This window comes from Pseudomonas sp. BS3782 TE3695, assembly GCF_050435305.1.
GTDB lineage: Bacteria > Pseudomonadota > Gammaproteobacteria > Pseudomonadales > Pseudomonadaceae > Aquipseudomonas.
This window is the reverse complement of the sequence record NZ_JBNDKB010000001.1, coordinates 3,637,920-3,659,735: the sequence shown is the minus strand read 5'-3', so window position 1 is coordinate 3,659,735 and position 21,816 is coordinate 3,637,920. Positions and strand designations below refer to the sequence as shown.

The following is a 21,816-nucleotide window of genomic DNA, read 5'->3' as shown; positions in this document are numbered from 1 at the left end:
GCGGGTTTTGCATGAACCTGCGTCAATGGCTGCACTGATGGCGATCTGAAGTGAACCTTTCCTGTGGCTGAAGATGCTTCTGTGGCGAGGGAGCTTGCTCCCGCTGGGGCGCGCAGCGGCCCCTCATTTTTTCAGACCTATCAGGCCGACTGGTTTTGCGACTGCTTCGCAGCCGAGCGGGAGCAAGCTCCCTCGCCACAGGTCTGCCCCCAATAAGCTGCCCGATTTCAGCCAGCCGCCAATCGCTCCCCACGGTGAATATCGGCCATGAAGCGATCGGCCGGCAGCGGATGCCCCAGCAGGTAACCCTGCAACGAGTCGCAGCCCAACTGGGTCAGGAAGTCTTGCTGGACACCGGTTTCCACCCCTTCAGCGACAATCCGCAAGCCCAAGGCCTGGCCGAGGGCGACGATGGCCGAGACGATGGCTGCGTCGTCGCTGTCGTGTTCCAGATCGCGGACGAAACCCCGGTCGATCTTCAATTCATTGGCCGGCAGGCGCTTGAGGTACATCAAGCTCGAATAGCCGGTGCCAAAGTCATCGATAGACAGGTCGACGCCCATCTCCGAGAGTTCCTGCAGCACCGTCATGCTCGCATCGGCATCGCTCATGGCGGTGGTTTCGGTGATTTCCAGGGTCAGGCTGTTGGCCGGAAGATGATGAGTGGCCAGGGCCTTGGCGACGCTCTGGACCAACCCGGCATGGCAGAACTGCAAGGCCGAGAGGTTCACCGCGATGCGCCAGTCGGTGTAACCGAGCACGTACCACACGCGCATCTGACGGCAGGCTTCATTGAGCACCCACTCGCCAATCGGAATGATCAGCCCGGTCTTCTCCGCAAGATCGATGAAGCTGTCCGGCTGCAGCATGCCCTGGGTCGGGTGCTCCCAGCGCAGCAACGCCTCGGCACCCACCGGTCGGCCATGGCCGGCGTCGAACTTGGGCTGGTAATAGAGGCTGAACTGCTGCTGATCCAGAGCATTGCGCAAGTCCTGAAGTAATTGCAGCTGTTTGCGCGCGTTGCTGTTCATAGAGGCGTCGAAGAAGCTGTGGCCGTTTTTTCCGGCGCCCTTGGCGTGGTACATCGCCGCGTCGGCGTTCATCAGCAACTCCTCGGCGGTCTGACCGTTGCCCGGATAGAGCGCGATGCCGACGCTGGCGGAAATCTGCAAGTCATGTTCCGCAACCCGGAACGAGCGCGCGATCAGCCCCACCTGGCGCGCCGCCAGGTTCAGCGCGTCATTCGGCTCGGCGAGTTGCACCAGCAACACAAATTCATCGCCGCCGATCCGCGCCAGGGTGTCCGGGCTACGCAAATCTTCACGCAAGCGCAGGCCGACCTCACGCAGCAACTGATCGCCCATGTGGTGCCCAAAAGCATCGTTGACCGGTTTGAAGCCATCCAGGTCGATGAACATCAATGCAAAACAGCCACCCTGTTCCTGCACCCTCGACATCGCCTGATCGATACGGTCGGCCAGCAATACGCGGTTTGGCAGCCCGGTCAGGGTGTCGTGCAGCGCCAATTGGGTGAGTTCACGATTGGCCTCGGTCAGCGAGTGGGCCAGGTCCGCGGTGCGAGCCTCCAGGCGTGCATCGAGGATCGAAGTCAGCAAGGCGATGCTCAATACGGCAAGGGTGGTGATCAGAATCAGGTTATCCAGGCCCTCGCCGTTCAGGCCATCGGCCGCCGCGCCACAGAAACTGCCGTCGGCAAAACGTGCCGCAGCCATGCCGGTGTAGTGCATACCGACGATAGCGATGCCCATGATCACCGCTGCACCGCCACGGATCAGGCGAACATAAGGCGCGTGCCGACGCAGGCGGAAAGCGATCCACAATGCCGCGCCCGACGCGACGACGGCGATCAGCAATGAGGCGCTAAACAGTGCAGGGTCGTAATCGATACCCGGCTGCATGCGCATTGCGGCCATGCCGGTGTAATGCATCGCGCTGATGCCAGCGCCCATCACCAGCGCACCGAACGCCAGTTGCCAGGCCGGCAGTTGTGGCTGGCTCACCAGCCACAAGGCAAAACCGCAGGATAGAACCGCGATCAATAGCGACAGCGCCGTCAGGGAAACGTCATAACCCAGGTCGATCGGCAATGTGAAGGCGAGCATGCCGATGAAATGCATCGACCACACGCCAACCCCCATTGCAAAAGCGCCGCCCGCCGTCCACAGATGCACCGCCCGGCCTGTGGCCGTGGCGATGCGACCGGTGAGGTCGAGCGCGGTATAAGAGGCAAGTATCGCCACACAAAGCGATATGAAAACCAGCGTAAGGGAATAACTACCAATGAGCATGGGACTTCTCGCGACCGCCCCCGCCGTGCTGCGTTCATTCTCGGGGAGCAAAGTCGGCGATTGTACTGATTCCGCGAACGAACGCACTCACAAAGTCATCAGAAGGCCATCAAGGTGATGAAGCGTTTATGTGGTCGTTGCTCACGACTCGATGGCCAACAAATCATTGTGGCGAGGGAGCTTGCTCCCGCTCGGCTGCGCAGCAGTCGCAAACCGGATGATGCGTTTTGTCTGAACGTACGCGTCAGCACTTTTGGGACGGCTTCGCCGTCCAGCGGGAGCAAGCTCCCTCGCCACAACAGCCTTCACCACAAAAGCGCTCGCCACAACAGCCCTCATCACAGCAAGCCCCCTCACCACAGGGGTTGTGTTATTGCTTGTCGCTCACCTGAAGCTGCCCGTCCCACCCGCCGCCCAGCGCGGCGATCAATTGCACGCTGGCGATCAAGCGGCTTTGCAGCAAGCTCAGCACGTTGCGCTCGTTGCTCAACGCCGTGGCCTGAACCACCACCACATCCAGATAGGCAATCAGCCCGGCCCGGTACTGATTGCGGGTCAAACGCAAGGATTCGCGCGCCGCTTCCAGAGCTTCCTGACGCACCTTGGCTTCGTCTTCCAGCACCTTGAGCTGCACCAGATAGTTTTCCACTTCACGGAAGCCGTCGAGCACGGTCTGGCGGTACTTGGCGACGGTTTCGTCATAGGCCGCTTCGCTGCGATCGACTTCCGCCGAGCGCTGCCCTCCGTCGAACAGGGTCATGGCCAGTTGCGGGCCAACCGACCAGAAGCGGTTCGGCACGCTGATCCAGTTGTTAGAGGTGCTGCTGCTATAGCCGCCGTTCAGGCTCAGGGTCAAATCCGGGTAGTAGGCGGCTTTGGCCACGCCGATATTGGCGTTGGCGGCCATCACCGAGCGTTCGGCGGAGGCGATGTCCGGGCGGCGTTCCAGCAACTGCGACGGCAGGCTCAGCGGCACCTGCGGCAATGCCGGGATGTCTTGGGTTTCAGCCAGCCTGAACTCGGCCGGTGGCAGACCAATCAGTACAGCGATGGCGTTCTCGAACTGCGCGCGCTGCCAGATCAGGTCGACCATCTCTGCCTGAGTGCTTTTGAGCTGCGTGGTGGCCTGCGCCACAGCGTCCTTGCCGGAGACGCCAGCGCGGTACTGGTTTTCGGTCATGGTCAGCGAGCGCTGATAAGCCTCGACCGTCGCTTCCAGCAGGCGCTTCTGTTGGTCGATCACCCGCAGTTGCAGGTAGTTTTGCACCAGCTCCGATTGCTGGCTCAGGCGCATCGCCGCCAGGTCGGCAAAACTCGCCTCGGCGTTGGCGGTGTCGGCTTCCAGGCCTCGGCGCAATTTGCCCCAGACGTCCGCTTCCCAGCTGACCCCGGCCTGCGCGGTGTAGGTGTCGCGAATACCGCTGGAGGAACTGCTCAGGCTCGAACTGCTGCTACCGGTGCCCTGGCTGGAACGGGTTTTCCCGACGGTCAGGTCCACCGTCGGGAAAAACGCCCCCCGGGCGCTGCGCACCAAGGCCTGGGCCTGGCGGTACTGGGCTTCGGACTGGGCGACGGTCTGGTTGGCGCTGTTGAGCTTTTCGATCAGGCCGTTGAGCTGCTGATCGCCATACAGCTCCCACCAGGCACCACGGGTCAGAGAATCGCTGGGATTGGCCTGACGCCAGCCAGCCGCTTCCTTGTACTGTGCTGGCGCGGCGGCTTGCGGGCGCTGGTAATCCGGGCCGATGGCGCAGGCACTGAGCATCGCCACGCACAGCGACAGGCCCAGCAAACGCGAGCGCTGCGCCGTGAACAGCGCCGTGATCGGCGGTGCAGCCAGGTTGATAAGCGAACGGTCAGTCATAGCGGAGTTTCCAGAGCAGCATCGGTACGCACTCCACGCCAGCGGTTGAACCGATGGCGAAGATTGTCGAGATAGAGGTAAACCACCGGGGTGGTGTAAAGGGTCAGCACCTGGCTGAAGACCAGCCCGCCGATGATGGTCAGGCCCAGTGGCTGACGCATTTCCGCCCCCTCGGCCCGGCTCAGCAATAACGGTAAGGCGCCGAGGATTGCCGCCAGAGTGGTCATCAGAATCGGTCGAAGCCGTTGCAGGCAAGCGCTGCGGATCGACTCCAGCGGCTCCAGACCCTGGTGCCGTTCCAGTTGCAGCGCCAGGTCGATCATCAGAATCGCGTTTTTCTTCACCACGCCGATCAGCAGGAACAGCCCGAGCAAGGAAATCAGACTGAACTCACCACCGAGCACATAGATCGACAGCAACGCCCCAACCCCGGCCGACGGTAACGTCGAGAGAATGGTCAGCGGGTGAATGTAGCTTTCATAAAGCACGCCCAGCACCAGATACACCGCCACCAGCGCGCCGAGAATCATCCACGGCTGGCTTTTCTGGGTCGCGGCAAACGCATTGGCGGTACCGGCCATTTTCGCGATGACGTCTTCCGGCAAACCGACCTTGGCAATCGCCCGCTCAATGGCCGCCGAGCCCTGCTCCACCGTCACGCCTTCGGCCATGTCGAAAGCAATGCTTTCGGAGGCGAACTGGCCTTCGTGACTGACCCGGTCGTCTTCCAGGCTGTTTTCATAATGCGCGATGGTCGACAACGGAATCCGCGCACCGTCAGCAGTGATCACTTTGACCTGGTTGAGGGTGATCGGATCCTGAGCGTATTTCGGATTGACCTCCATCACCACTTGATACTGGTTGAGGCTGTCGTAGATCGTCGAAATCTGCCGCTGGCTGTAGGCGTTGTTCAACACCGAAGTGACCATGTCCATGTCCACGCCCAGACGCTTGGCCTGATCGCGATCGACGATCAGGGTCACTTGCTGGGCGCCACGCCCTTCGCGTGCATCAATTGCCGTCAATTCCGGCAGCGCCTTGAGGGCCGTGACGACTTTCGGATACCACTCGCGTAACGCGCCGAGATCGCCGCTTTGCAGGATGTAGGAATATTGCGAGGAGGTCTGCTCACGGCCGCCGCCGAATTGCAGGTCCTGATCCGCCATCAGCATCAATTGCGCACCGGCCACCTTGGGCATTTCCTTGCGCAGGCGCTCGATGACTTTTTGCGCGGACAGGTTGCGTTCCTTGATCGGCTTGAGGCGCACCAGCATGAAGGCGTTGTTGATGCCGTTGCTGCCACCGATGAACCCGGCGACGCTTTCCACCGCCTCATCCTTGAGCACGGCGCGACGGAAGATTTCCATCTTCGGCTGCATCACGCTGAACGACAGCCCGTCATCGCCACGCACGAAACCGATCAACTGGCCGGTGTCCTGTTGAGGCAAGAATGTTTTAGGAACAACGATATACAGCGCGATGTTCACGCCAATCGTCACGATCAGACTGAGCAAGGTCAGCCGACGGTGACGCAATACCCAGTCAAGACTGGTGGCGTATTTGCCGACCATCCACTCGTTGGTCCGCTGGCTCCAGCGTTGCAGGCGGTTTTCCTGCCCCGGCGTGTGCGGCTTGAGCCAGCGCGCGCAGAGCATCGGCGTCAGCGTCAGTGACACCAGCAACGACACCACAATGGCCGCCGCCAGGGTGATGGAAAACTCGCGGAACAGGCTTTCGACGATCCCGCCCATGAACAGGATCGACAGGAACACCGCCACCAGCGAGACGTTCATCGACAGCAGCGTGAAGCCGACTTCCCGGGCCCCGAGGTAGGCCGCCTTCATGGGCGGCACGCCCTTGTCGATGTGCCGGGAAATGTTCTCCAGCACCACGATAGCATCGTCCACCACCAGCCCGGTGGCCAGGATCAGTGCCATCAGCGACAGGTTGTTCAGGGAGAACCCGTAGAGGTACATCACCGCAAACGTGCCCACCAGCGACACCGGCACCGCCAGGGTCGGAATCAGCGAGGCACGCAAGTTACCGAGGAACAGAAACACCACCAGAATCACCAGCGCCACGGCAATCAGCAGGGTCATTTCCGCTTCATGCAGGGTGGCCTTGATCACCGGGGAACGGTCCATCGCCAGGTTCAGCTTGACGCTGGCCGGCAGCACCGCTTGCAACGCTGGCAACTGAGCCTTGATCTCGCTGACCGTCTCGATGATGTTGGCGCCGGCCTGGCGGTTGATCACCAGCAACACCGCCGAGTCGTCATTGAAGAAGCCGCTGTTGTAGCGGTCTTCGACACCGTCGCTGACCTTGGCCACATCCTTCAGGCGTAGGGCCGCGCCGTCCGCGTAGTGGATGATCAGCGACTCGTAATCCTTGGCCTTTTCCAGCTGATCGTTGGCCTGCACCTGCCACAGCCGCTGGCCGTCTTCGACCGAGCCCTTGGGCCGGCGCACGTTGGCGTTGGCGATGGTGTTGCGCACATCGTCCAGGGCCACGCCGTATTGGTTCAGTGCCTGGGGTTCGAGTTCGATGCGCACCGCCGGCAACGAACTGCCGCCGATCTGCACTTCCCCCACGCCCTGCACCTGGGACAGGCTCTGGGACAGAATGGTCGAGGCCAAATCATAGAGCTGGCCTTTTTCCAGCACATCCGAGGTCAGCGACAACACCATGATAGGCGCCTGGGACGGGTTGACCTTCTTGTAGGTCGGCATGCTGCGCATCCCGCTGGGCAGCAAGTTGCGCGAAGCGTTGATCGCCGCCTGCACTTCCCGCGCCGCGCCGTTGATGTCGCGGTCCAGGTCGAATTGCAGAATCACCCGCGTCGAACCCTGGCTGGAACGACTGCTCATGGTGTTGACACCGGCAATCGCGCCGAAAGAACGCTCCAGTGGCGTGGCCACAGTCGAGGCCATGACCTCCGGGCTTGCGCCGGGCAAACTGGCCTGAACCACAATCACCGGGAAATCCATCTGCGGCAGCGGCGATACCGGCAACAGGCCGAAGCTCACGCCGCCCAGCAGCATGATCGCCAGGGAAAGCAGCATGGTTGCCACGGGACGTTTGATGAAAGGACCTGATAGATTCATAGGTGGCAACCACTAGCTGCAAGCTGCAAGCTGCAAGTTAAAGCCGTGCGTCGTCCCCGATGTTCTCTTGCAGCTTGAAGCTTGAAGCTTGTAGCTGCGTTCACGACGCACCTCACACGGCCTCTCCCGCGCCGGATTTCGCCCAACGCCGCCCCAACCGATCGAAAGCCAGGTAAATAACCGGCGTTGTGAAAAGCGTCAAAATCTGGCTCACCAGCAAGCCACCCACCATCACCAGACCCAACGGCTGGCGCAGTTCCGCGCCGGAACCGGTGGCCAGCATCAGCGGCACCGCGCCGAACAATGCTGCCAGGGTGGTCATCAGAATCGGCCGGAAGCGCAGCAGCGCGGCCTGATAGATCGCCGTTTCCGGGTCCATGCCCTGATTGCGTTCCGCCTCGAGGGCGAAGTCGATCATCATGATCGCGTTCTTTTTCACGATGCCGATCAGCAAAATGATGCCGATGATCGCGATCATCCCCAGGTCATTGCCGCTCAACAGCAACGCCAGCAACGCTCCGACCGCCGCCGAGGGCAAGGTCGAGAGAATGGTGATCGGGTGGATGTAGCTCTCGTAAAGCACGCCGAGCACGATGTACATGGTCACCACCGCCGCCAGGATCAGCAGCAAGGTGCTCGACAGCGACGCCTGGAACGCTTCGGCCGCGCCCTGGAACTGGGTCTGCACGCCAATCGGCATGCCGATGTCTTTCTGCACCTGATCGATGATCTCGACCGCATGTCCCAGTGCCACGCCTGGCGCCAGGTTGAAGGACATCATCACCGCCGGGAACTGGCCGATGTGAGTGATCGCCAGTTGCGCCTGACGTTCCTCGATATGCGCCAGGCTGGACAGGCGCACCTGACCGCCATCGGTGGTCTTGACGTGAATCTGGTTCAGCGCATCCGGGCCGATTTTCTCGCCGGACTGCGATTGCAGCACCACGCGGTATTGGCTGGCCTGGGTGTAAATGGTGGAAATCTGCCGCTGACCGAAGGCGTCGTACAGTGCGTCGGTGATGTTCGACACCGATACGCCGACACGCGACGCCGCATCACGGTCGATCACCAGATACACCTGCAAGCCCTTGTCCTGCAAATCACTGGCGACGTCGGTCAGCTCCGGCCGTTGGGCAAGCGCTTCTACCAGACGCCCGCTCCATAGGCTGAGTAATTCGGAATCCGGCGAGGACATGCTGAACTGGTACTGCGTGCGGCTGACCCGATCTTCGATCGTCAGGTCCTGCACCGGCTGCATGAACAGGCGAATGCCGATCAGCTTGTCCAGTTCCGGTTGCAGACGCGCAATCACTTCAGTCGCATTCAGGTTGCGCTCGCTGTGGGATTTGAGGTTGATCAGCAGCCGGCCACTGTTCAGCGTCGAGTTGTCACCGTCGACTCCGATATAGGACGACAGGCTCTCCACCGCCGGATCGGCCAGAATCACCTTGGCCAGTTCCTGCTGCCGCTCGCTCATCGCCGCAAAGGAAATCGACTGCGGCGCCTCGGAGATACCCTGGATCACCCCGGTGTCCTGCACCGGGAAGAAACCCTTGGGCACCACCATGTACAGGAAGACGGTCAATGCCAGCGTGCCGATGGCCACCATCAGTGTCAGCGGCTGGTGCTTGAGAACCCACTTTAACTTGCGCCCGTAAGCCTCGATCATCCAGTCAATTGCGGCGCCACTGGAGCGGTAAAACCGGCCCTGCTCCGCTGCCTTGGGCTCACGCTTGAGCAGCCGCGCGCACATCATTGGCGTCAGGGTCAGGGACACCACAAGTGAAATCAGGATCGCCACTGCCAACGTGATGGCGAACTCGCGGAACAAGCGCCCCACCACGTCGGCCATGAACAGCAGTGGAATCAGCACCGCAATCAGCGACAGCGTCAGGGAAATCAGGGTGAAGCCAATCTGCTTGGCGCCCTTGAGCGCCGCTTGCAGCGGGCTGTCGCCCTCTTCGATGTATCGTGAAATGTTCTCCAGCATGACGATCGCATCGTCCACCACAAAACCGGTGGCGATGGTCAACGCCATCAGGGTCAGGTTATTGACCGAAAAGCCTGCGAGGTACATCACGCCGAAGGTGCCGATCAATGACAGTGGCACCGCCACCGACGGAATGATCGTGGCGCTGGCCCGCCGCAGAAACAGGAACGTGACCATCACCACCAGCGCGATGGCGATCAGCAGTTCATGTTGCACGTCGGTGACCGAGGCGCGGATGGTTTGGGTGCGGTCGGTGAGTACTGTGACTTCGAGGCCGGCCGGCAGGTTGTCGGTGATGCTCGGCAGCAAGGCCTTGATCCGGTCGACCACTTCGATGACGTTGGCGCCGGGCTGGCGCTGGATGTTCAGCAGCACAGCCTGGTTTTCATTGGCCCATGCCGCCAGACGTTCGTTCTCGGCACCGTCGACGATCTCTGCCACGTCCTTGAGCCGCAACGGCGCGCCGTTGCTGTAGGCGAGGATCAGGTTAGCGTAGTCCTTGGGTGACGTCAGTTGGTCGTTGGCGTCGAGCATCGACACCCGGGTCGGGCCATCAAAATTGCCCTTGGGCTGATTGACGTTGGAGGCACCGATCAACGTGCGCACGTCCGACAGGTTCAGGCCGTTGGCCGCAAGAGCCTCGGGGTTGACCTTGATGCGCACCGCCTGACGCTGGCCACCGGCAATACTGACCATGCCGACGCCGCTGATCTGGGCGATTTTCTGCGCCATGCGGGTGTCGACCAGATCATTGAGTTTGGGCAACAGCATGGTTTTGGAGGTGATCGCCAGGGTCAGCACCGGGGTGTCCGCCGGATTGACCTTGTTGTACACCGGTGGTGCCGGCAAATCCTTGGGCAGCAGATTGGTCGCGGCGTTGATTGCGGCCTGCACCTGCTGTTCGGCGACGTCCATGTTGATGTCGAGGCTGAACCGCAGGGTCAGCACCGAGGCGCCGCCAGAACTGGTGGATGCCATCTGGGTCAGGCCGGGCATCTGCCCGAACTGACGCTCCAGCGGCGCAGTCACGGCGCTGGTCATGACATCCGGGCTGGCGCCGGGATAGAGCGTCATGACGCGAATGGTCGGGTAATCCACCTGAGGCAATGCCGACACCGGCAGCAGCCGATAAGCGATCACACCGGCCAGAATAATCGCCAGCATGCTCAGGGTCGTGGCGACCGGGCGAAGGATGAACAGCCGCGAGATGTTCATGCGCCGCCCTTTTTCGCCTTGTCGGTGGTCGCAGGTTCAGTCGCATCGGCCGCCGATTTGCCTTGCAAGTGCTCGGTCGGAGTCGCCGGCACATCCTTGCTGTCGTTGACGACCTCCACTTCGCTACCTTCCTTCAGGCGGTCGGTGCCTTCCAGTACCACCCGATCACCAGCGGCCAGGCCTTCGGTGATCACCGTGTTGTCACCGTCACTGGCGCCGACTTTCAACTGGCGGATGGTGACCTTCTTGTCGCCATCCATGGCATAAACGAACGTCCCGTTCGTGCCGAACTGGATCGCCGCCGAGGGCGCAAGCACCACGCCTTTGAGGGTGTCGGCCAGCAAGTGGACGTTGACGAACTGGTTGGGGAACAGCGCTTGATCGCGGTTCTCGTAGCGGGCCTTGAATTTCAGGGTGCCGGTGGTGACGTCGATCTGGTTGTCCAGGCTCTGCAACACGCCAGTGGCCTGCAATTTGGTATCACCACGGTCCCAGGCTTCGGCGGTCAGCCTGGCACCGGTGCGATAGCGGGCCAGCACGGTGTCCAGGCTGTTTTCCGGCAAGGTGAATGCGACGCTGATCGGTTGGGTCTGGGTAATAATCACCAGCGCCGTGGTGTCGTTGGCCGCCACGAGGTTGCCGACGTCCAGTTGACGCAAGCCCACACGCCCGGCGATCGGCGCGCGAATTTTAGTGAATTCCAAATTGAGCTTGGCGTCGTTGACCGCCGCCTGATTGGTCTTGACCGTGCCCTGGTACTGGGCGACCAGTGCTTCGGCGGTGTCCAGGGTTTGCTTGGCGATACTGTCTTCGCGGTACAGGCCGCGATAGCGCTCGACATCGACTTGGGCATTCTTCAGTTGTGCCTGATTCTGCAGCAAGGTGCCTTCAGCCTGGAGCAAGGCGTTCTGGTAAGGACGCGGATCGATCTCGGCCAGCAGGTCGCCCGCCTTGACCATTTGCCCTTCTTCGAACGAAATCTTGATCAGTTCGCCGCCCACCCGGCTGCGCACATTGATGGTGTTCAGCGCGGTCACGGTGCCCAGCGCCTTGTAATACAGCGGGAAATCGCCTTGGACCGCCGGCGCCACACGCACCGGGACCGGACCGGACGCCCCGCCGAACCCCGGACGCATCCCTCCCGACCTGCCGGTTTGCCCGGCAACGGCTTTCTGCCCTGCGCCTTCTTTCGGCGCAGCGCCGCCGGGCCAGAATTTCCAGCACAGAGCGGCGATGACCAACAGGACAAACAGGCCAAACAGCCAGCGACGGGGACTACGGGAAGCGGAGGATTGCATTGAGTGATCAACCATTGGGCGCGTGGGCTTTTTACATGAGGCTGAACGATAAGCACTGGCGGGTCTGAAGCAAAGCGCCTTTACCGGCAATTTACCTTTGGCTTACGTAACAGAAGATTTATCTAAGACGCTGAAGCACAAATGAAAACGGCCTGGACAGGGCCAGGCCGTTAACAATAGTAACGGTATGCTTATTTCAGAGCTGCGAGAGCAGCTTCGTAGTTCGGCTCTTCAGCGATTTCCTTGACCAGTTCGCTGTGCAGGACCTTGTCGTTTTCGTCCAGTACCACAACGGCACGGGCGGTCAGGCCTTTGAGTGGGCCATCGGCAATCGCCACGCCGTAGTTCTCGATGAACTCGGCACCGCGCAGGGTCGACAGGTTCTGGACGTTTTCCAGACCTTCGGCGCCGCAGAAACGAGCCTGGGCGAACGGCAGGTCAGCGGAGATGCACAGCACGACGGTGTTGGCGACGTCGTTGGCCTGGGCGTTGAACTTGCGAACCGAAGTGGCGCAGGTCGGGGTGTCGATACTTGGGAAGATGTTCAGCACTTTGCGCTTGCCGGCGAAATCCTTCAGGGATACATCCGACAGATTGCCGGCAACCAGGGTAAAGGCTGGCGCCTGGGAACCGGCTTGTGGCAATTGGCCGTTGACTTGAACCGGGTTGCCTTTAAGAGTGACTTGAGCCATGAACGGAGTCCTTCTGAACGTTGGTGTAGAGAATTTTGACGAGGCCGAAGTTAACCACGAAATCGCCCGACGACCTATGCCCAGATACAAATTGTGATATGTCGTCGCACAAAACTGGATACAAACGCTTCAGCAAAGCTTACAAGCAGCGCCCCCCCTGTGGGAGCGGGCTTGCTCGGGTAGAAACCGGAGACATCCTTTACGTTTTAAACCGGAGGCATCGTTTACAGGTATGAAATACGGTCAGGAGCTGCCTGACCATGCCCTGGAATCGAGAGCCCCCGATGGATCAGGGTGGTGAGTTCCAGAACGGGCATGAATGATGGCATCCCATCGGCCAGGGGATTGGCAGACTACCATCACGCTAAAATCCTACCTATCCCGTGGAGGAGCTGCCGAAGGCTGCGATCTTTTGATCTTGCTCTTTCCAGGCACCGCAAAAGCAAGATCAAAAGATCGCAGCCTTCGGCAGCTCCTACAGGGATATGGGGTAGCACAAGGTTTGCAGCGATTTTCCTAGGGCCGCGTTGTCGATTTGGTCCATGGTCATTCGACTAGACAGTGAGTCACTCAAAAACAGCGGAGATAAAACCATGCGATTCATGATCATTGTGAAAGCCAGCCCGGATTCCGAGGCGGGTGTAATGCCTAGCGAAGAACTGATGGCCGCGATGGGCAATTTCAACGAGGAACTGGCCAAGGCCGGTATCCTCATCGATTGCGACGGCCTGCAGCCCAGCAGTAAAGGCGCCCGCGTCCGTTTTTCGGGTGACGAGCGTACGGTGATCGACGGCCCGTTTGCCGAAACCAAGGAGCTGATCGCTGGCTATTGGTTGTGGCAGGTGAAGTCGAAAGAGGAAGCGATCGAGTGGGTCAAGCGTTGCCCCAACCCGATGCCGGGCACAGAGGCCGAGATCGAAATTCGTCAGGTGTACGAGGCCGAAGACTTCGGGGCCGAGTTCACACCGCAGTTGCGCGAGCAGGAAGAACGAGTACGTGCGCAGGCGAAGAAGCATTGAAGCAAAACTGATGTACCTGACATACCTGATGCACTTCTGATGCACCTGGCGCCGCTTGATGCACTGTAGGAGCTGCCGAAGGCTGCGATCTTTTGATTTTGCTCTTTCCGGGGGCCGCAAAAGCAAGATCAAAAGATCGCAGCCTTCGGCAGCTCCTACATTGATAGCGTGCGACCGTGAGATAACGGGTGTACCTCAACCCCTGTAGGAGCTGGCGCAGCCTGCGATCTTTTGATTTTTCTTTTTTGAAGTTGCCGAAGAGCAAGATCAAAAGATCGCAGCCTTCGGCAGCTCCTACGCGGGGTATCGGGATTGTCAGCCCCGCCGCATTATTTGGACGTGGACTTGAGTTTCAAATACGACTGATGCAGGTCCGACGCCCAACCATCGATCACGTTTTTCACGTCATTGGGCTTCATCACTTGATCTGAGTTTTCCAACGGTTTGCCGGTGCCCTTGCGTACGACCTGGGCAAGGACTTTATTGTTGCCGCCATCGAGAAACACAGCTTCGGTGGCCAGATCGGTTTCCTGGTCTCGAATGCCGGTGGCCGTGCTGACTGCCGCTGCCACAAGGGCAATCGGGATGACTTCATAAGGCTTGAGGCCTTCGGTCTTGCTGCTGACGGCGGTGATCGCCGCACGCACCACCATCACGCCAGGGCCAGGACCACTGGCCAGTGGCAGGGATCTGCCTATTTCGCGTTTAAGTGCCTGATCGTAGTAACTGGTGATGCCGTTCAGGGTGGCCTGAGGAATTTTCACCGTCGGTTGCGGTTTAGGATAAAGCTGAGATGGCTCGATATAAACGCTGGTGAATTTATTGATATCGAGCTTGGGGTCCATCCAGCGCATCACCACGGCGCCCGATGGCGACTTGGCCTCCTTCAGCTGACTGTAGTCCTTGAGAAAGCCGGAATACTGGTCTGGCTCGACGACTTTGCTGGAGCAACCCACCACTCCGATAGAGGCAATGCACAGGGTGCTCATCATTAACGCAAGCTTCATGCTTGTAACTCCTGTCAGAAGGCCGGCAACAATATGGCATATGGGAATTAAAGGTATAGCCAATACTGGGCATTTTGTTATCGATACATACAATATTCATCTATTGTTACGGCCGTTGAATGCTTTAAAGGCCCCTTCCGCGGGCAAGCCTCGTGCCTGCAGGACCGTCTCCCCGAGCTGGCCGTTACGGTTCTCTTTGAACACATAAAAGTAACTGCCCCACAGGGCCGCCATCAGCAGCAACGCGAAAAGCCCTAAAACCTTCTTGCCCCACGCTCAAACCAGACTCCTTTCTTTGCCGACTCCTAAAAGGCGCGAACTCTACCAAAATGCCACCAGTGGCCCAAGCAGAAAAACCAGCCAGGAAGAACCTTGTGGCGAGGGGGCTTGCCCCCGTTTGAGTGCGCCGCACTCACAAAATCTTTGGCACACCAGAGATTCTGGGGCTGCTTCGCCGCACAACGGGGGCAAGCCCCCTCGCCACGGGCCGCGCTGTACGTTACAGATTCAGCCAAACACGAGGAAACCGTATCAGGAGCGCGGCCTATGGCCGCAGGCTTGCATCGCATCTGATCCGCATAAACTCGGTTTTTCTGAGCCTGTTTTGTTTGCGGCAGGGTTTCTACAGTTCATGGCATGCCAGACCGGGTGGCCTGGCAAGTCTTTGCAACCGTGGAAGAACTGACCATGAGCACAGCAACAATCGGACAGGCCTATAACTACAAGGTCGTTCGCCAATTCGTCGTGGCAACCATCGTCTGGGGCATTGTCGGGATGGCGATGGGGGTGTGGATCGCCTCGCAACTGGTATGGCCCGAGATGAACCTCGACCTGCCGTGGACCACCTTCGGCCGCTTGCGTCCGCTGCACACCAGCCTGGTGATTTTCGGCTTTGCCGGTAGCGCCCAATTCGCCGCCAGTTACTACGCGGTGCAACGCACCTGCCAGGTGCGGCTGTTTTCCGACAAACTCGCCGCATTCACCTTCTGGGGCTGGCAATCGGTGATCGTGGTGATGCTGATCAGCCTGCCGCTGGGCTACACCACCACCAAGGAATACGCCGAAATCGAATTCTCCGGCGCGGTGTGGATGACGTTGGTCTGGGTCGCTTACGCCATCGTGTTCTTCACCACGGTGGTGCAACGCAAGACCAAACACATCTACGTCGGCAACTGGTTTTTCGGCGCATTCATCGTGGTGATCGCCATGCTGCACGTGGTCAATCACCTGTCGATCCCGGTGGACTGGTTCAAGTCGTATCCGGTGTATTCCGGGGCCACCGACGCCATGGTGCAGTGGTGGTACGGGCACAATGCGGTGGGGTTCTTCCTGACCACCGGCTTCCTTGGAATGATGTATTACTTCGTGCCGAAACAGGTCAGCCGGCCGGTGTATTCCTATCGCTTGTCGATCGTGCATTTCTGGGCGCTGATTACCCTGTACATCTGGGCCGGCCCGCACCATCTGCACTACACCGCGCTGCCGGATTGGGCGCAGTCGCTGGGCATGGCGATGTCGCTGATTCTGCTGGCGCCGAGTTGGGGCGGCATGATCAACGGCATGATGACGCTCTCGGGCGCCTGGCATAAGTTGCGCACCGACCCGATCCTGCGCTTTCTGGTGCTGTCACTGGCCTTCTACGGCATGTCGACCTTTGAAGGGCCGATGATGGCGATCAAAACCGTGAACGCCCTCTCCCACTACACCGACTGGACCATCGGCCACGTGCATGCCGGGGCCTTGGGCTGGGTGGCGATGATTACCTTCGGCGCCATCTACCACATGGTCCCGAAAGTCTTCGGCCGCTCGCAGATGCACAGCATCGGCCTGATCAACGCGCACTTTTGGCTCGCGACCATCGGCACCGTGCTGTACATCGCGTCCATGTGGGTCAACGGCATCACCCAGGGTTTGATGTGGCGCGCGATCAACGACGACGGCACGCTGACCTACTCCTTCGTCGAAGCCTTGCAGGCCAGTCATCCGGGGTTTGTGGTGCGTTTTGTCGGCGGAGTGTTTTTCCTCAGCGGCATGTTGCTGATGGCCTACAACACCTGGCGCACGGTGCGGGTAGCGGACGTGAAAATGGCCGAACTTGAAGCGCAGATTGCCTGAGGCAAGGAGCCTGACATGATCGAGACAGGGTTGAATCTATTGGGTGTTCTGGGGCTTTGGCTGGCGGTCGAGTACAGCCTGAAACAGCAGACGGCCGAGAGCCTGGACGATGCCAGCCTGATTCCATTCGCCGATGATCCGGAGGTGGCGCGGCGGGTGGAATTGGCGACGGGCAAGAAAGTGAATGCGGTCGCGCCGCAAGAGGTGAAGCCCGGTTGGGGCAACCTCGAAATCTGAGGCACACCCCATCCACTGTGGGAGCGGGCTTGCTCGCGAAGACGGTGTGTCAGGCAACATTGATGCCGATTGACACTCCCTCTTCGCGAGCAAGCCCGCTCCCACAGTGGTTATGTGTTGGTCACCAATAACACGCTTCAGCCGCGTTCGCGAGGAATCAGGCTCTGCAGTTGCTGCGCCAGGAAGTTCGCATCGAAGGCAAAGGTGTCCGGGTCTTTCAAGCCATTGGTCTTGCGCCATTGCCAATTGCTGGAGGGTGGCAGGCACACCAGCGAAATGCTGCCATAACGCGCGGCGGTCAAGCCCATCACGGCCAGGGAAATCTGCCCACCCGCGCCCATCACGTCCGGCACGAACTCCACCGGTTTCCCGGCGATCACAATGGACAGTTTCTCGGTCTTGAATGTCGACGTCTCAAGCGGCACGCTCGGCCCGGACGCGACATACGCCTCGCGACTCACTTCCAGCAAATTCGGCGTCAGGACCGGTGCCAGCCACTGCTGGATCTGGTCGAACAACTCACCAATGCGCGTCGCCCACACGGCCGATTGCGACTCAAACAGTTGCTTCTTGTGCGCTTCGCTTTCTGCGTAGTGGCGAAGCATCTCGCCCAGTTGCTGTACATCGTCCATTGCTGTGTTCCCTTTGGTTGAAGCGTTGCTGCGGACTTTGAGCATGGCAGATGCGCGCCACAGGCGTACGACTAAAAGCGTGAACGGTATTGGCTTGGGGTCATGCCGAGGTGGGCATTTGAAATTTCCTGATAGATTGCCAAGTAGCTCACGGGATATCCTCGAACAAAGACCGCTCTCGCAAGGGTTTGCCATTCACAGGAGCACAACATGCGCACCATCGGCCTTATCGGCGGCATGAGCTGGGAGTCCAGCGCCGAATATTACCGTCTCATCAATCAGCAGGTACGCGATCGCCTCGGGCCGTTGCGTTCGGCGAAACTGCTGATGTACAGCGTCGATTTCGGCCCGGTCGAACAGGCCCAGCATGCCGGGCGCTGGGACGACGCGGCGGCGATTCTGGTGGATGCGGCCCAGCGTCTGCAGGCGGGTGGCGCCGAGTGCGTGGTGCTGTGTACCAACACCATGCACAAGGTGGCCGGGCAGATTCAGGCAGCGATCGATATTCCGTTCCTGCACATTGCCGATCCGGCGGGTCAGGCGGCACTGGACACCGGTGCGCTGCGCGTGGGTTTGCTGGGCACTGCGTTCACCATGGAGCAAGACTTTCTCAAGGCACGTCTGACGGCCAAGGGCCTGACGGTGCTGGTACCGGAGGCTGATGAACGTCTGGCCGTGCACCGGATCATCTATGACGAGTTGTGCGTCGGGGTGATCAGCGAGGCGTCACGTCAGGTTTATCAACGGGTGATCGAGTCGCTGACCGAGCGTGGCGCGCAGGCGATTATCCTCGGCTGTACCGAAATCGGCCTGCTGATCAAACCCGAGCACAGCGCCCTGCCCTTGCTCGACACCACCGAACTGCATGCGCAGGCGGCGGTGGCGTTTGCGTTGGGTGACTGACTCAATCGGCTTTGGCCTAATGCCGGTAAGTCAAGAAATTTGAGCGACGAATATCCTGTGGGAGCGTGGCTTGCCCGCGAAGAACGATAACGCGTAATACCTGAAAAACCGCGATGAATTCTTCGCGGGCAAGCCACGCTCCCACAGGTTCTGCGCCTTGACTTACCGAAACTGGGCCTCGGGGGTGCGACGCAGGCGCGCCATGCTCAGGGTATCGACCAGTCGACCGTCACGCACGGCGTAATCGCGAAACAGGCCTTCGGTCTCGAAACCGAATTTGCGGTACAGGCTGATGGCCGCTTCGTTGTCGGCGTACACCGAAAGTTCGACCCGTTGCAGATTCATCCAGTTGTCGGCGACGTCCAGCGCCGCCGCCAGCAATTTCGAGCCGACACCCTTGCCCTGCCAAGCCACAGCGACACCCATGCCGAAGCTACCGGCGTGGCTGCGGCGGATCCGCGAAAACTGTTCCAGGCCAATGTGGCCGATGACCGATCCCTGGTGCAGCGCCACCAGTTTCATCGCCCGCTCGTTGTCCGCCATCAGGCGTTGGCGCCAGACCTCGGTGGACTGAAACGGCATTTGCAGCACCTGCCGGGCCACGGCGGGATCGTTGTAGAGCGCGGTGATGCCCTCGATGTGGGATTCGCTGAAGCGTTCGAGGGTAATGACAGAGTCGGCGGGCATGAATGTTTCGTCCTTGATGCGTGCATGGCTGCCTACTCTATAACGCATACTTTCGGTATGGCGAGAACCTTGTGGGAGCGGGCTTGCTCGCGAAGGCGGTGTGTCAGTCGACATCAATGTTGCCTGACACACCGCCTTCGCGAGCAAGCCCGCTCCCACATTTGTTAGTCGTCAACTCTCGAACCACTCCCGCCGCTCGTTGAAGGTGTTGTGGATCAGTTCGACGATGCTCTGCACCTCACCGTCATCCCGGGAATCGGCATTGACTGCCATCCACACCTGGCGCTGCATCGGCTGCTTGAAGAGCCCGGGCAACGCCACCAGCCCCCGGTCGAATTGGCTCATGTAATGCGGGAGCAGACCGATGCAGGCGCTGCAGCGGATCATCTCCAGCATCAGCTCATAGGCATGCAGTTGCACCACCCCCGCCAGACGCTGCTCCACCAGGCTGTTCCACGGGCCAAAAGCGCTGACATGGCGGTCGTGCTGCCATTGCACCAGCATGAAATCAGCCAGGTCACCCAGGCTGTCCGGCCGCGCCGCGACCCGTGAATAGCGTTTGGCGATGTGTGGCAGATAGTCCAGCTGTGCCAGACGCTGGGGCTCGCTGATGGCGAAACTGGGACCTGGCAACGGCGAATCGGTGCCCCCCAGCCACACCACCACATCGGCGCTGATCGCTCGCAGCGACAGTTCGCTGTCCAGGGAAATGATGTCCAGGCGCACACTGGCGTTGCGCCGCAACAGTGAGATCAGATCTCGGCCGAGGATGTCGTGCAGGATCGACTCGGCCACGGCCAGGCGAATCAACGGCTGTTCGATCACCGGCAACTTGCGCTCGTGCACCAGCGCAATCAACTGCGCTTGCAACTGCTGCCCGTCACGACTCAAGGTCAGCGCGCTGCCCTGGAACTTGAACAGCGAACGTTGCAGCTGATCTTCCAGCTGCGCCAAGTGCTTGCGCAGCAGGGTCGCCCGCACATTGAGGCTGCGCGCGGCCTGCATGAAACAGCCGCAACGGGCGCTGACCAGAAAGTATTGCGCGACCTCGGCATCAATCCCTGCGGCCCGTGTCAGCCAGGACGTGGATGGCTCCTGCGGGGATCGGTATTCGACAACACCCTGACGTCCTGTGGGTTCTATGAATGACATCGATGACTCCCTGTCGATCTTTGTTTTAGGTATTCCACACATCCCCGTGGGGAGCGGGCTTGCTCTCGAAGGCGTCGGCACATTCAATGGAAATGTTGCCTATGAAGGCCTCTTCGCGAGCAAGCCCGCTCCCACACTGGATCGCTGTAAACGGGAAAATTAGCGTTTTTCCTCCAGCACTTTGTTGAGCTCGGCACCATCAATACTCAACGTCGCCGTATTGAGCATGCCTTCCAGATAAGCCTTGGCGATCTGTTCCTGACGCTGGGCACGCAAGGCCTGGGTCAGGCGTTCGCGCAGTTCTTCCAGCGTCGCGGTGCGCGCCAGTTGCTGCTCGGTGAGTTTGATCACATGAAAACCCGCCGCGCTCTGCACCGGCTCCGACACCGCGCCGACCTTGAGTCGCGCCACCACGCCACGGACTTCCGGCATCAGTTGCTGCAAAGGTTGCAATCCCGTGTCGCCGCCCCGTTCGGCGCTGGCGCGGTCCTGTGAATACTGACTCGCCAACGCCGCAAATTCCGTCGGCGCCGCCTGGACTTTTTTGCTCAGTTCGAGCGCTTGCTTGCGCACTGTTTCGAGTGTCTGTGGATCGGCCACGCCGAGGAAAATCTGACTGACCCGGTACATCGGCGGCGTCACCCAACCTGCCTTGCCGGCCTCATACGCCTGCTGCAATTCGGCGGCACTGGGGTAATCGGCCGGCACCTGACTGACCGACTGCAAGTAGTCGCGAAAGACGATCTGCTCGGTGGCGGCGCGGGTTTGCCGCTCGACTTCCGGGCGCTGACGCCAGCCTTGGGCGTCGGCCTGTTCGAGCACGGCTTTTTCGGCCAGGCGCGAGCGAATCCAGCTTTCCAGCGCCCCGCGATTGGCCCGAAGTTGTTCGCCAGCCTCCGTCGGCAAGGTGGCGAGCAGTGCTTTGAGTTCTTCGGCGGCGACCTGCTGATTGCCCAGGCGCGCGACCGCAGGCTCATTCGTTACCAATGGCGCCGGCTGCTGCGCCGCGACCGGGTCATTGCCCGGACGCAAGCCCAACGCAACGGCAACCACCAACACGGCCAACGCACCGGCGCCGGCCACTACTGTGCGTTTTTTCACAGGGCTGACACCTCTTGCGCAGGGGCCTCGGCGGTTTCAGCCTGGGCCTGCAACTGCGCAGCGTTCTGGCTGTATTCACGCAGGTAAACGATGAACTCCTGAAGCAAGCGATCCCACAGTTCAAGGTTGCCCCGCAGGTGATCGTCGCTCACCCCGGCGGCGACCACCACGTCCATCTCCATCACCAGAAACTCGCCCTGCACCGACAACCGGGCAAAGCGTCGCGACGCGTTCCACAGTTCCGCCAATCCGGCCGGCAACTCGCCCTGCACCCGCAAGGCGCAGCTGAAGGTGAAGTCGACGTAGCGGCCCGGCTCGGCCGCCGGATTGCCGAAACGCACCGCGTAGCCGATGCCCTGGCTGGCGCTGAGCAATTGCACGATGCCGTTCTGTTCGGTTTGATTGACCCGGTAACCGGCGGCTTGCAGCACGTCGGTGAGGGATTGTGGCGATACGTGGCTGATCAATTGAGTCATGTGAAAGTCTTCCCT

The 21,816-nt window shown here is 60.3% G+C and carries 16 protein-coding genes; 4 read left to right on the top strand and 12 right to left on the bottom strand.

Annotated elements, in window-relative coordinates; genetic code table 11:
• Positions 1-227 precede the first annotated feature (227 nt).
• The 6 genes from ABH909_RS16570 to tpx form a co-directional block, all read right to left on the bottom strand.
• Entirely contained in the window at positions 228-2,309 is a 2,082-nt protein-coding gene (locus tag ABH909_RS16570) for a putative bifunctional diguanylate cyclase/phosphodiesterase (protein ID WP_429435041.1), read from the bottom strand.
• Between the two features lie 370 nt (positions 2,310-2,679).
• Positions 2,680-4,173 (bottom strand): efflux transporter outer membrane subunit, encoded by a 1,494-nt coding sequence (locus ABH909_RS16565; RefSeq protein WP_429435038.1) that lies wholly within the window; start codon positions 4,171-4,173, stop codon positions 2,680-2,682.
• On the bottom strand, positions 4,170-7,277 hold the full coding sequence (locus ABH909_RS16560; RefSeq protein ID WP_429435035.1) for an efflux RND transporter permease subunit: 3,108 nt from the start codon (positions 7,275-7,277) through the stop codon (positions 4,170-4,172). Before ABH909_RS16560 ends, ABH909_RS16565 begins: the two co-directional genes overlap by 4 nt.
• A 112-nt stretch (positions 7,278-7,389) precedes the next feature.
• On the bottom strand, positions 7,390-10,482 hold the full coding sequence (locus ABH909_RS16555) for an MdtB/MuxB family multidrug efflux RND transporter permease subunit (RefSeq protein ID WP_429435033.1): 3,093 nt from the start codon (positions 10,480-10,482) through the stop codon (positions 7,390-7,392).
• A complete protein-coding gene (locus ABH909_RS16550) occupies positions 10,479-11,795 on the bottom strand; it encodes an MdtA/MuxA family multidrug efflux RND transporter periplasmic adaptor subunit (protein WP_429435030.1) in 1,317 nt (438 codons plus the stop codon). The genes ABH909_RS16555 and ABH909_RS16550 overlap by 4 nt, the downstream gene beginning before the upstream one ends.
• A 176-nt stretch (positions 11,796-11,971) precedes the next feature.
• Positions 11,972-12,472, bottom strand: a complete 501-nt coding sequence (tpx, locus tag ABH909_RS16545; protein WP_429435027.1) for a thiol peroxidase — start codon at positions 12,470-12,472, stop codon at positions 11,972-11,974.
• Between the two features lie 593 nt (positions 12,473-13,065).
• Here tpx and ABH909_RS16540 point away from each other — a divergent pair.
• A complete protein-coding gene (locus ABH909_RS16540; RefSeq protein WP_123496885.1) occupies positions 13,066-13,491 on the top strand; it encodes a YciI family protein in 426 nt (141 codons plus the stop codon).
• Positions 13,492-13,820: 329 nt separating this feature from the next.
• On the opposite strand, the gene ABH909_RS16535 is transcribed toward ABH909_RS16540, so the two are convergent.
• Positions 13,821-14,498, bottom strand: a complete 678-nt coding sequence (locus tag ABH909_RS16535) for a DUF3313 domain-containing protein (protein ID WP_429435025.1) — start codon at positions 14,496-14,498, stop codon at positions 13,821-13,823.
• A 687-nt stretch (positions 14,499-15,185) separates the two neighbouring features.
• On the opposite strand from ABH909_RS16535, the gene ccoN reads away from it, so the two are divergent.
• Together ccoN and ABH909_RS16525 are read left to right on the top strand one after the other, a co-directional pair.
• A complete protein-coding gene (gene ccoN, locus ABH909_RS16530) occupies positions 15,186-16,613 on the top strand; it encodes a cytochrome-c oxidase, cbb3-type subunit I (protein WP_429435022.1) in 1,428 nt (475 codons plus the stop codon).
• Between the two features lie 15 nt (positions 16,614-16,628).
• Positions 16,629-16,850, top strand: a complete 222-nt coding sequence (locus ABH909_RS16525; protein WP_429435019.1) for a cbb3-type cytochrome c oxidase subunit 3 — start codon at positions 16,629-16,631, stop codon at positions 16,848-16,850.
• Positions 16,851-16,987: 137 nt separating this feature from the next.
• On the opposite strand, the gene ABH909_RS16520 is transcribed toward ABH909_RS16525, so the two are convergent.
• Entirely contained in the window at positions 16,988-17,482 is a 495-nt protein-coding gene (locus tag ABH909_RS16520; RefSeq protein ID WP_429435017.1) for a hypothetical protein, read from the bottom strand.
• Positions 17,483-17,692: 210 nt separating this feature from the next.
• Between ABH909_RS16520 and ABH909_RS16515 the strand changes: the two genes are divergently transcribed.
• Positions 17,693-18,385 carry an aspartate/glutamate racemase family protein gene (locus ABH909_RS16515; RefSeq protein ID WP_429435014.1) on the top strand — a complete coding sequence of 231 codons (693 nt, stop codon included), beginning with the start codon at positions 17,693-17,695 and terminating at the stop codon, positions 18,383-18,385.
• A gap of 162 nt (positions 18,386-18,547) precedes the next feature.
• Here the strand turns inward: ABH909_RS16515 and ABH909_RS16510 are convergent, their stop codons facing one another.
• The 4 genes from ABH909_RS16510 to ABH909_RS16495 form a co-directional block, all read right to left on the bottom strand.
• A complete protein-coding gene (locus ABH909_RS16510) occupies positions 18,548-19,072 on the bottom strand; it encodes a GNAT family N-acetyltransferase (protein ID WP_429435011.1) in 525 nt (174 codons plus the stop codon).
• Between the two features lie 171 nt (positions 19,073-19,243).
• Complete coding sequence (locus ABH909_RS16505) at positions 19,244-20,224, bottom strand: LysR substrate-binding domain-containing protein (RefSeq protein ID WP_429435008.1); 981 nt, start codon at positions 20,222-20,224, stop codon at positions 19,244-19,246.
• A gap of 159 nt (positions 20,225-20,383) precedes the next feature.
• The gene (locus tag ABH909_RS16500) at positions 20,384-21,325 is read right to left on the bottom strand and encodes a peptidylprolyl isomerase (RefSeq protein ID WP_429435006.1); all 942 of its coding nucleotides are present in this window, start codon (positions 21,323-21,325) and stop codon (positions 20,384-20,386) included.
• Positions 21,322-21,801: a YbjN domain-containing protein gene (locus tag ABH909_RS16495; protein WP_429435003.1), complete on the bottom strand. Its 480-nt coding sequence runs from the start codon at positions 21,799-21,801 to the stop codon at positions 21,322-21,324. The genes ABH909_RS16500 and ABH909_RS16495 overlap by 4 nt, the downstream gene beginning before the upstream one ends.
• Positions 21,802-21,816: the final 15 nt, after the last annotated feature.

Excerpts from the sequence above, each read along its gene's own strand:
- ABH909_RS16550 (WP_429435030.1), bottom strand. The coding sequence starts at position 11,795 with ATGGTTGATCACTCAATGCAATCCTCCGCTTCCCGTAGTCCCCGTCGC.
- ABH909_RS16535 (WP_429435025.1), bottom strand. The coding sequence starts at position 14,498 with ATGAAGCTTGCGTTAATGATGAGCACCCTGTGCATTGCCTCTATCGGA.
- ABH909_RS16560 (WP_429435035.1), bottom strand. The coding sequence starts at position 7,277 with ATGAATCTATCAGGTCCTTTCATCAAACGTCCCGTGGCAACCATGCTG.
- ABH909_RS16515 (WP_429435014.1), top strand. The coding sequence starts at position 17,693 with ATGCGCACCATCGGCCTTATCGGCGGCATGAGCTGGGAGTCCAGCGCC.
- ABH909_RS16520 (WP_429435017.1), bottom strand. The coding sequence starts at position 17,482 with ATGGACGATGTACAGCAACTGGGCGAGATGCTTCGCCACTACGCAGAA.
- ABH909_RS16495 (WP_429435003.1), bottom strand. The coding sequence starts at position 21,801 with ATGACTCAATTGATCAGCCACGTATCGCCACAATCCCTCACCGACGTG.
- ABH909_RS16565 (WP_429435038.1), bottom strand. The coding sequence starts at position 4,173 with ATGACTGACCGTTCGCTTATCAACCTGGCTGCACCGCCGATCACGGCG.
- ABH909_RS16570 (WP_429435041.1), bottom strand. The coding sequence starts at position 2,309 with ATGCTCATTGGTAGTTATTCCCTTACGCTGGTTTTCATATCGCTTTGT.
- ABH909_RS16540 (WP_123496885.1), top strand. The coding sequence starts at position 13,066 with ATGCGATTCATGATCATTGTGAAAGCCAGCCCGGATTCCGAGGCGGGT.
- ccoN (WP_429435022.1), top strand. The coding sequence starts at position 15,186 with ATGAGCACAGCAACAATCGGACAGGCCTATAACTACAAGGTCGTTCGC.
- ABH909_RS16555 (WP_429435033.1), bottom strand. The coding sequence starts at position 10,482 with ATGAACATCTCGCGGCTGTTCATCCTTCGCCCGGTCGCCACGACCCTG.
- tpx (WP_429435027.1), bottom strand. The coding sequence starts at position 12,472 with ATGGCTCAAGTCACTCTTAAAGGCAACCCGGTTCAAGTCAACGGCCAA.
- ABH909_RS16505 (WP_429435008.1), bottom strand. The coding sequence starts at position 20,224 with ATGTCATTCATAGAACCCACAGGACGTCAGGGTGTTGTCGAATACCGA.
- ABH909_RS16525 (WP_429435019.1), top strand. The coding sequence starts at position 16,629 with ATGATCGAGACAGGGTTGAATCTATTGGGTGTTCTGGGGCTTTGGCTG.
- ABH909_RS16510 (WP_429435011.1), bottom strand. The coding sequence starts at position 19,072 with ATGCCCGCCGACTCTGTCATTACCCTCGAACGCTTCAGCGAATCCCAC.